Source organism: Corallococcus sp. CA049B, from assembly GCF_003611685.1.
GTDB lineage: Bacteria > Myxococcota > Myxococcia > Myxococcales > Myxococcaceae > Corallococcus > Corallococcus coralloides.
In genome coordinates, this window is record NZ_RAWC01000291.1 from 1 (window position 1) to 9,278 (window position 9,278).

The following is a 9,278-nucleotide window of genomic DNA, read 5'->3' on the forward strand; positions in this document are numbered from 1 at the left end:
GCTTGGGCGCTTCCGCGACCTTGATGGGCGGCGGCTTCACCTTCACCTTCGGGGGCGGCGGAGGCGGCGGCTTGGGCTCCTCCGGCTTCTCCTCCGGAGGCGGCGGGGGCGGCGGCTTCTGCACCTCCACCATGACCAGCTCCACCGGCTTCTGGATGGCCGCGAGCTTGCGGCCCTCCAGGGTGGAGAGAAGCCCGAAGCCCACCCCGTGCAGCGCGAGCGACACGAGGACGAACACCAGCAGGAACCGCGTGGAGCGGTCGCGCTGGGGCAGGGAAGAGGGGTCGAGGACGGCCTGGCTCATCGTCGCTCAGCCTCGTGTCAGGGCGTGGCGGGCGCGGCCCGGGCGGGGCCCGCGTCCTTTTCGATGTTGAGGGCGAACTTCGCGATGCCCTGGCCCTTCACCACGTCGATGAGGCGCATCACGCGGCCGTAGGCGAGCGTCTGGTCCGCGCTGATGATGGCGCGCGTGTCCTTGTCCTTGGCCACGGCCTCCGTCACGCGGCGGGACAGGTCGGCTTCCGTCACCTCCGCGCCGTCGAAGTAGAGCTTGCCCTCCTTGTCGAGGACGACGTTCACCAGGCCCTGCACCGTCTCACCGCCGTTGGCGGCGCGGGGCAGGTCCACCTCCACCGTCTCGCGGACGATGAAGTTGGCGGTCACCATGAAGATGATGAGCAGCACCAGCACCACGTCCACCAGCGGGGTGACGTTGATGCCGCTGATTTCCTCGTCGCTGTCGTTCGCGCCGCCGGCCATGGGCTAGTTGCCTCCCGCGGCGCCCGGCTTGCGCGCCTTCATGGCGCCCACGAGCGCGTGGCCCAGGGCGGTGGTGCGGCTGGTGAGCGTCTTGAGCTGACGGTTGAAGATGTTGAAGGCGACCACGGCGGGGATGGCGACGGCGAGGCCCACGGCGGTGGCGACGAGCGCCTCCGAGATGCCGGCCATCACCGTCTGCTGCATGGCGCCGCCCTTGGCGTTCATGGCGCCCAGGTCGTTGAAGGCCTTGATGATGCCGAGCACCGTGCCGAACAGGCCGATGAACGGGGCGTTGTTTCCCAGCGTGCCCAGGATGGACAGGCCGCGCTCGTACTGGGGGCGCTCGCGGGCGACGGTGGACGCGATGACCTGCTCCACGGTGTCGGGGCCCTGGGGCGCGGAGGCGAGGGCCTCGCGGATGACGGCGGCCTCCATGCCCTTCTGGTTCTTCACCTCACCGGACACGGCGTCGAACTCGCCGCGCGCCAGGCGCACCGCCAGGGCCTCCGAGTTGGGCAGCCGGTGGCGCGAGAAGTAGACGGCGCGCTCCAGCATCACCGCGATGGAGAGGATGGACAGCGACACGAGCAGCCAGAGCACCCACTCGGCGCTGCCCAACGTCACCCCGAGCAGCTTGCTGCTCAACCATCCGAGTTCGGGTTGGGCCGCCTGGGCCAGGAGGAAGAAGGACGTCATGTGGGAAATGCCCGGTTCAAGAGTGGGACCGCTCTAACGCGCGGCGCAGTCTCTTGTTCCCCCCGACTCAAAAGTCAAATGGATCGGGGTGGAGTTCACCCGCCTGACGCGTGCCATGGGGCGGGCGCGCGAAAAACCAGGGCGCGGATGTCATATGGCGGGCACCGGGCGGGACGGGCGTTGGAGCGCCTGCCCCGCCGGGCGAGCGGCCGTCGGCTTTCAGGGCCTGCGGCTGGGGCTGGTGGTCTGCGCGGGATCGCGCTCCACGACGGGGCCGAGGATGGTGTCGATGCGGCGCAGGAGCTCCGCGTCCAGCTTCACGCCGGTGGCCTTCACGTTGTCGAGCACCTGCTCCGGCTTGGACGCGCCGATGATGGCGGAGGAGACGCTCTTGTTCTGGAGCACCCACGCGACGGACAGCTGCGCCATGGACAGGCCGGCTTCCTGGGCCAGCGGCTTGAGCTGCTGGACGCGGGTGAGCACGTCGTCGGTCATGAAGTTGGTCATGAACGACGCGCCCTGCTGATTGGCGGCGCGGGTGTCCGCGGGCGGGGGCTTGCCGGGGAGGTACTTGCCTGAGAGCACGCCCTTGGCCATGGGGGACCAGACGATCTGGCCCAGGCCCTCGGCGTCGGAGGTGGGGAGGACCTTGGACTCGATGACCCGCCAGAGCATGGAGTACTGGGGCTGGTTGGAGATGAAGGGCACGCGCAGCTCGCGGGCGAGCTTGGCGCCGGCGCTGATCTGCTCGGCGGTCCATTCGGAGACGCCGATGTAGAGGGCCTTGCCCTGACGGACGAGGTCCGCGAACGCGAGCATGGTCTCTTCCAGGGGCGTCTCCGCGTCGAAGCGGTGGGCCTGGTAGAGGTCCACGTAGTCCGTCTGGAGGCGGCGCAGGGAGCCGTGGATGGACTCGATGATGTGCTTGCGCGACAGGCCGCGGTCGTTCTGGCCGGGGCCGGTGGGCCAGTAGACCTTGGTGAACAGCTCGTAGCCTTCACGGCGCTGGCCCTTGAGGGCGCGGCCGAGGACGGCCTCCGCCTTGGTGCCGGCGTAGACGTCGGCGGTGTCGAAGGTGGTGATGCCCGTGTCGAGCGCCGCCTTCACGCACGCGACCGCGGCGTCCTCCTCCACCTGGGAGCCGTGGGTGAGCCAGTTGCCGAAAGAAATCTCGCTGACCTTCAGACCGCTGCGACCAAGGAAACGGAAGTTCATGGGGGGCGGCACACTAACCGCCGGCTTCGGGGGGCCGCTCGGGTTTCGCGGTTTCTCGGCAGCTGGAGTCGGACGGACGACCGTCCACGGCGGGATTCGACCGTTCCCGGGCGTCGCTTGTGAACGGTGGGCCGGGTGTCCGACACTGGCTTCCACGCATGGCCGCCAGTGACGAACGCCGCTTCCAGTCTCTCGTGCTCGCGCCCATCCGGCGCGTGCAGCGGCGGCTCAACGGGGTCGCTTGGACTGGCGCGGGCATCACTCCTGTCTGGGCCCTGGCCACCGCTTGCGTGCTGTCGCGGTTGCTCTTGCGCGACCTGGCTGTGTGGGCCGTGCCTCCGCTCGTCATCGCGGGGTTGGCGTGGTGGTTCGTTCGTGCCCGTTCGCGGGGCGTGTCGCTGGAGTACGCGGCGGTGCTCGCGGACCGCTCCGCCAACGCTGGTGGCCTGCTGCTCACGCGGCTGGAGCGCCCCGTCGGCGAGTGGGAGCTGAGCCTCAACCAGTTCGCCCAGCAGGTGAAGCCTCCGGAGGTCCCCTGGCGCCGGCCCGTGGGCGCGCTGCTGGGCGCGCTCGTGTTCCTCGCCGTGGGGTTCCTTGTTCCGCTGCCGGCGCTGCGCACCTCGAACATCAACGCCGCCGCCGCGACCCAGGTCGCCGCCGTGCAGGCGCAGGCCGAGGCCCTGGCTCGCGAGGAGCCCCTGGGCCCCGACGTCGAGGAGGAGCTGCGCCGGCTGTCGGAAGAGGTCGCGGAGGGCCGCTTCGACTCCGCGGATTGGGAGGCCGCGGACGCCCTGGAGCAGCGGCTCGCCGAGCGCGCCTCCGAGGCCGCCGCTGAGCTCAACCGCGCGTCCGAGGCCGCCGCTGAACTGGAGGATGCGCTCGCCGCCGCTGGCGGTGCGGAAGCCGCCACCCGTGAGCGCGAGTCGCTGGCGCAGGCCCTGATGGCGCTCGATGCTCGTGCCAGCGGGACCTCGGAGGACGACGCTGCTGGTGATCAGGACGCCCCTGCGTCAGAGCAGAACTCCCAGGGCCAGGGCGCCGGTGAACAGGATGGCGAGCAGCAGGGCTCGGGGGAACAGCGCGGCGACAAGCAGGGCTCGCAGCAGCAGGGCTCCGGCGACCCTTCGCCCCGCGAGGCCCAGGCTCGCGCTTCTGCCCGCGCCCAGGCCTCTGGCTCTCCGGATCAGATTGCCGACCTGCGCCGCACGCTGGAGCGCCGACAGCAGTCGCTGGCCCAGCGCTTCGGCGACGAAAACGCCTCGCGAGGGAACCGCGGCGCCCAGGCCCGGCGTCCCACCCGGCGGCAGCAGTCCGGACAGGGACAGAAGGGCCAGGGCCAGAAGGGGCAAGGCCAGGGTCAGGACGGGCAGGGCGAGGGGGACGGTGAAGAGGGCGACGGCGAGGGCCAGCAGGGCAATCAGCACGCGAGCCGGAACACGCGGCAGGGCAAGGGCGAGGGCGCGGGTACGAGCCGGGGCGGCGAGAGCCAGCCGCTCGTCTTCGGCGGCGAGGCGGAGATGGATCCGAACCGGCTCGCGTTCCAGCCGCTGCCGGAAGGCAACGGCGGCGAGGCGGAGGAGTTGTGGGGCCTTCGCGCAGCGGATCCGCAGGCCCGGACGGGGCAGGCGGGGCCGTCCAGCGCGAAGGGCACGGGCGCGAAGGGCGATGCGACGGCGGGACCGACCTCCGGTCCGCTGCTGCCTCGCAACCGCGACCTGGTGAAGCGGTACTTCGGTGGTCCGTAGTCCAGAAGGGGGAAACGACGTGGCAGCGGAGCTTCTGAGTCCCGCCGAAGCGCAGGGCGCGGCGGACGTGGCGTCCCGGCTCAAGGCCGGGCTCAACCAGGTGATGCTCGACCAGGAGACGGTCGTCGAGCAGGTCGTGACAGCAGTGCTCGCCCGGGGCCACGTGCTCCTGGAGGGCCTGCCCGGCCTGGGCAAGACGGAGCTGTGCAAGGCCCTGGCGCGGCTGTTGTCGCTGCCCTTCCGCCGCATCCAGTTCACCCCCGACCTCCTGCCCGGCGACATCACCGGCACCTATGTGCTGGAGGGCGAAGCGCGCCGCGACTTCGTCTTCCGCGAGGGCCCCCTCTTCGCGAGCCTCGTCCTCGCGGACGAGATCAACCGCTCCAGCCCCAAGACGCAGTCCGCGCTGCTGGAGGCCATGCAGGAGCGGTCCGTGACGGTGCTGGGCCAGACGCGGCCCCTGCCCGACCCCTTCTTCGTGCTCGCCACGCAGAACCCCATCGAACTCGAGGGCACGTACCCGCTGCCCGAAGCGCAGCTGGACCGCTTCCTCTTCCGCATCCTCGTGCCGCCCGTGGGCGCCAGGACACTGCGCACCCTGCTCACCACGCGCGTGCGCGGCGCGCCTCCCGCGCAGGAACCGGTGCTGGACGCGGAGGGCCTGTCGCGCCTGTTCGCCGCCGTGGACCGCGTGCACCTGCCCGGCCCGGTGGCGGACTTCATCGGCCGGCTGGTGGAGGCGTCCGATCCGCGCCAGCCCTCCGCACTGGAGCCCGTGCGCCGCTTCGTGCGCTTCGGCGCGAGCCCTCGCGCGGCGCTGGCCCTGGCCGCCGCGGGCCGTGCTCGCGCGCTGCTCGAGGGCCGGCCCAACGTGGGCTTCGATGACGTGGTGGCCGCCGCGCCCGCCGCCCTCAACCACCGCCTGGTGCTCGCCTACGAGGCGTCGCTGGAGAAGGTGTCCGCGCCGGACGTGGTGCGCGAACTGCTCAAGGCCACGCCCGAGGTGCCCCGTGGCTAGCCGCGCGCCCCTGGCCTTCGCCGTGCTCCTGGGGGCCCTGCTCTGGACGGGCCTGCCGGGCGCTCCCGGAGGGACGACGGCGTTCGCCACCAGCCCGGCGGTGGAGGCGCGGGAGGCGGAGCCTCAGGGCAGCGGCTACCGCGAGGTGGTGGAGACGACGGAGAGCCTCCCCACCCAGGGCGACCTCAAGGCCACCATGCGCGTCGTCACGCTCGTGCCGACCCGGGGCTACACGCCCATCCAGGTGACGGTGCACAACACCGGCGGCCAGCCGCGCCCGGTGCGTCTGTCCATCCACTCGCAGGGGCGCGTCATGGAGCGCTCGCTGGAGCTGGGCCCCCGCGAGCGCACCGTCACGTGGCTGCTGATGCCCGCGGACCTTCAGTCGGGGACCCTCCACCTGGACTCGCCCGGGATGGACACCGCGTCCCGGGGGTTCTACCTGGACGGCTACCGGGGCGCCCGCGTGATGGTGCTGGGCGACGTGAAGGCCTTCGAGGCGGCGACCGCCCTGAGCCGCGCGCCGGAGAACATGGAGCCGCTCGTCGCCACGCGCTTCGTGGATCCGCACACCGCGCCGCGCGAGCTGGCGGCCTACGCGGGCTACGACGCGGTGCTGGTGGCGGTGCCGGCGGACCAGGTGCCCGACGACGTCTGGGCGGTGCTGGAGACGTTCGCCGTGACCGGCGGAAAGCTGGCGCTCGGCCAGCCCCCCGCGAATCCGCGCCTGCGCTTCCCCCTTCTCCAAAATGAGAAGGTGGAGCTGTCACCCTACGGCTTCGGCTTCGTGCGCCAGTTCCACGACTGCCGGAAGCAGACCCCAGGCTGCGGCTTCAACCTCTGGGAGGATACGTCGCGGTCCCCCGCCGTGGTGGTGCCCGCGGGCCCGCCGCCCCGCTGGGAGCGCTACAGCATGCTCAGCGACGGGCGCCTGCCGCTGCTGTCGAGCGCCCGCGCGCCCGTGGGACGCTTCATGCTGCTCATCTTCCTCTTCGTGCTCGCGGTGGGGCCCGGTGGGTGGATGCTCGCCCGGCGCAAGGGGCCGCTGGCGGTGCTCATCGCCGTGCCCACGCTGGCGCTCCTCACGAGCCTGGGGCTGGTGGCGTGGTCCGTGCTGGTGGACGGCTTCAGCGTGCACGCCGCGCGCTACAGCCTCACGCTGCTGGACCGCGAGCGGTCCCGAGCGGTGACGGTGGGCCTCAACGCCTGGTACGCGAACCTCGCGGAGGACAGCGTGCGCATGCCCGCCTCCAGCGTGCTGCTGGCCTCGGAGTCCTCGACGGGGCAGGAGGATCCGCCTCGCCTCCTGGACTGGACGAACGGGCTGGTGGTGAAGAACAGCTTCCTTCCCTCGCGCAGCTACCGCGAGTGGGGCGAGGTCGCGGTGGTCTCCTCGCGCGCGCGGCTGACGGCGCACAAGACCGACGGCGGCGTGCAGGTGCAGAACGCGCTGGGGGCTCCCTTGAAGGGCGGCACGTTGAAGCTGGACGGCCAGCTCTATGTCCTGCCGGAGCTGGCGGACGGCGCGGAGGGGCTGGCCCCGCCGGAGGAGGCGGAGGCCGGGGAGGTGGACCTGCTGGGCCTGGAGCACGAGCCACGCATGCGCTTCCAGGACGCGGTGGCGCCCCTGCTCCAGGAGTTGGAGGACGGGGCGTTCGTGGCGCGGCTGGGCGGGCGTGGCTTCACGCCCACGGCGGCGCTGGACGTGGAGCTGGATGCCGCGCTGCACGTGGTGCGCGGTCAGGTCGAGGAGGCACGACGATGAGCCTGCTGGAGGTGAAGGGGCTGCGGCGCGACTACGGGGCGCTGCGCGCGGTGGACGACGTGTCGTTCACGCTGGAGGCCGGCGGCATCCTGGGCTTCATCGGGCCCAACGGCGCGGGCAAGAGCACCACGCTGCGCATCCTGGCCACGCTGGACGTGCCCACCGCGGGCACGGTGCTGCTGGACGGCACGTCGCTGGTGGACGCGCCGGACCAGGCCCGGCCGCTCTTGGGCTACATGCCGGATCGCTACGGCACCTACGACGACGTCACCGTGAGGGAGTTCCTGGACTTCTTCGCGCGCGCGTACGGACTGAAGGGCGCGCAGCGCAAGCAGCGCGTGGACTCGGTGATGGAGTTCACGGGGCTGGGACCGCTGGCGCACAAGCTCACCACGGAGCTGTCCAAGGGCATGCGCCAGCGCGTGGCCCTGGGGCGCACGCTGCTCCACGACCCGCGGCTGCTGCTGCTGGACGAACCGGCGGACGGGTTGGACCCGAGAGCGCGCATCGAGCTGCGGGAGCTGCTGCGCGCGCTGGCGGATCAAGGCAAGGCGGTCATCATCTCCAGCCACATCCTCACGGAGCTGGCGGAGATCTGCGACAGCTGCGTCATCATCGAGCAGGGGCGCCTGCTGGCCCAGGGCAAGGTGGAGGACCTGCTGCGCCAGAGCGCGGGCCCGTCCCGCGGGATGGAGCTGACGGTGCGGCTGGCGGCGCAGGGCGAAGAGGCCGAGGCGCTCTGGTCGCGCACGGAGCGCACGCTGCTGGAGCAGCCGCGCGTGAAGGACGTGGCGCGCGAGGCCAGCGCGCTGCGCGTGCGGCTGGAGCTGGAGGCGGACGCGGGGCTGGCGCAGGCGGAAGCAGCCGCAGCGGCGCTGCTCGCGGCGCTGGTGTCGCAGGGGCTGCCGGTGTGCGCGTTCAGCCCGCGCGAGCGCAACCTGGAGGACGCGTTCATGACGGTGACGAAGGGGAGGGTGGCGTGAGCACGCAAGCGAGTCCCGCGTCGGGCGCGGCCGAGTCCGCCCCCTCTCCGGGTGTCCCCGCAGCGGCGTCCGACCGGTGGGAGCGGTGGGGTGACCGGCTCAACCCGCTGGTGGTGAAGGAGGTGCGGCAGGGGCTGCGCACGCGCGTCTTCTGGGTGAGCTTCGGGCTGCTGCTCGCGGCGTGCCTGGTGCTGTCGCTCATCGCGTTCGCGAACACGCACGACAGCACGTACACGCGCGAGGGGCGGTCGTACTTCTTCTCCTTCTTCGTGTGCCTGGCGCTGGTGCACTTCGGCCTCATCCCCTTCAACGCGTACCGCTCCCTGGCGCGCGAGCGCGAGGACGAGACGTGGTCGCTGCTGCTGCTCACGGGGCTGGGGCCCCGGCGCATCCTGCGCGGCAAGGTGGCGTCCTTCCTGGTGCAGGCGGTGCTGTACGCGTCGGCGGTGGGGCCGTTCCTGCTGTTCAGCTACTTCCTCAACGGCATCGACCTGCCCACCATCCTGATGGTGCTGCTGCTGGGCGGGGCGTGGCTGGTGTTCCTCACGCTCGTGTCGGTGTGCGCGGCGACGCTGGCGGACAGCCGGATGGGACGGGCCGCGGTGCGGTTCGCGCTGGTGGCCGTGCTGGTGGTGACCTTCTTCCAGGCGCTGACGTTCACCTTCGTGGTGACGAACGAGCGCGGCAGCGGGTTCTCGTTCGACCGGAACTTCTTCCTCGGGCTGGGCGCGGCGTTCTGGCTCCTCTTGTCGGACGGGTGGCTGGTGTTCGAGACGGCGGTGGCGCGGCTGTCGCTGGTGACGGAGGACTACACGCGCCATCCCCGGCGGGCGTTGGTGGTGCAGGTGGTCCTGACGTTCCTGGGGATGACGGCGGTGTGGTGGCTCATGGACCGGGATGACGACATCCCCGGGGTGATGGGCATCCTCGGAGGGCTGCACCTCATCTTCGCCACCCTCTTCGTGGCGACGGACGTGGACGGGCAGTCGCGGCCGCTGCGCTCGGGCACCCGGGCGTGGACGCTGTTCAGGCCCGGGGCGCTGCGTGGCTTCCGGCTGTCGGTGCTGCTGCTGGTGGGGTGGGCGGTGGGGTGCGGG

The 9,278-nt window shown here is 71.8% G+C and carries 8 protein-coding genes and 1 pseudogene; 5 read left to right on the forward strand and 4 right to left on the reverse strand.

Translation table 11 applies throughout. The features are described 5' to 3' along the window. The 4 genes and pseudogenes from D7W82_RS36180 to D7W82_RS36195 form a co-directional block, all read right to left on the reverse strand. Nucleotides 1-304, reverse strand: a pseudogene (locus tag D7W82_RS36180) (energy transducer TonB); the annotation flags it as partial. Between the two features lie 17 nt (nucleotides 305-321). Next, nucleotides 322-759, reverse strand: a complete 438-nt coding sequence (locus tag D7W82_RS36185; protein ID WP_120550061.1) for a biopolymer transporter ExbD — start codon at nucleotides 757-759, stop codon at nucleotides 322-324. A 3-nt stretch (nucleotides 760-762) separates the two neighbouring features. Continuing rightward, on the reverse strand, nucleotides 763-1,455 hold the full coding sequence (locus tag D7W82_RS36190) for a MotA/TolQ/ExbB proton channel family protein (protein WP_120622656.1): 693 nt from the start codon (nucleotides 1,453-1,455) through the stop codon (nucleotides 763-765). Nucleotides 1,456-1,674: 219 nt separating this feature from the next. Further along, nucleotides 1,675-2,670, reverse strand: coding sequence for an aldo/keto reductase family protein (locus tag D7W82_RS36195; RefSeq protein ID WP_120622657.1), 996 nt, complete (start codon nucleotides 2,668-2,670; stop codon nucleotides 1,675-1,677). A 158-nt stretch (nucleotides 2,671-2,828) separates the two neighbouring features. Here D7W82_RS36195 and D7W82_RS36200 point away from each other — a divergent pair, with 158 nt between their 5' ends. The 5 genes from D7W82_RS36200 to D7W82_RS36220 form a co-directional block, all read left to right on the forward strand. Continuing rightward, nucleotides 2,829-4,415 carry a hypothetical protein gene (locus D7W82_RS36200; protein WP_120622658.1) on the forward strand — a complete coding sequence of 529 codons (1,587 nt, stop codon included), beginning with the start codon at nucleotides 2,829-2,831 and terminating at the stop codon, nucleotides 4,413-4,415. Nucleotides 4,416-4,434: 19 nt separating this feature from the next. Beyond that, nucleotides 4,435-5,433 carry a MoxR family ATPase gene (locus tag D7W82_RS36205; RefSeq protein ID WP_199727960.1) on the forward strand — a complete coding sequence of 333 codons (999 nt, stop codon included), beginning with the start codon at nucleotides 4,435-4,437 and terminating at the stop codon, nucleotides 5,431-5,433. Continuing rightward, nucleotides 5,426-7,198, forward strand: coding sequence for a hypothetical protein (locus D7W82_RS36210; protein ID WP_120622659.1), 1,773 nt, complete (start codon nucleotides 5,426-5,428; stop codon nucleotides 7,196-7,198). Before D7W82_RS36205 ends, D7W82_RS36210 begins: the two co-directional genes overlap by 8 nt. Beyond that, nucleotides 7,195-8,181: an ABC transporter ATP-binding protein gene (locus tag D7W82_RS36215; protein ID WP_120622661.1), complete on the forward strand. Its 987-nt coding sequence runs from the start codon at nucleotides 7,195-7,197 to the stop codon at nucleotides 8,179-8,181. Before D7W82_RS36210 ends, D7W82_RS36215 begins: the two co-directional genes overlap by 4 nt. Then, nucleotides 8,178-9,278, forward strand: a 1,101-nt coding sequence (locus tag D7W82_RS36220) for an ABC transporter permease (protein WP_147439720.1), incomplete at its 3' end; no start/stop codon positions are given. The genes D7W82_RS36215 and D7W82_RS36220, both read left to right, overlap by 4 nt.

What these genes read in the sequence shown, in the direction of transcription:
- D7W82_RS36185 (WP_120550061.1), bottom strand. Translation starts at nt 759, where the DNA reads ATGGCCGGCGGCGCGAACGACAGCGACGAGGAAATCAGCGGCATCAAC.
- D7W82_RS36190 (WP_120622656.1), bottom strand. Translation starts at nt 1,455, where the DNA reads ATGACGTCCTTCTTCCTCCTGGCCCAGGCGGCCCAACCCGAACTCGGA.
- D7W82_RS36195 (WP_120622657.1), bottom strand. Translation starts at nt 2,670, where the DNA reads ATGAACTTCCGTTTCCTTGGTCGCAGCGGTCTGAAGGTCAGCGAGATT.
- D7W82_RS36200 (WP_120622658.1), top strand. Translation starts at nt 2,829, where the DNA reads ATGGCCGCCAGTGACGAACGCCGCTTCCAGTCTCTCGTGCTCGCGCCC.
- D7W82_RS36215 (WP_120622661.1), top strand. Translation starts at nt 7,195, where the DNA reads ATGAGCCTGCTGGAGGTGAAGGGGCTGCGGCGCGACTACGGGGCGCTG.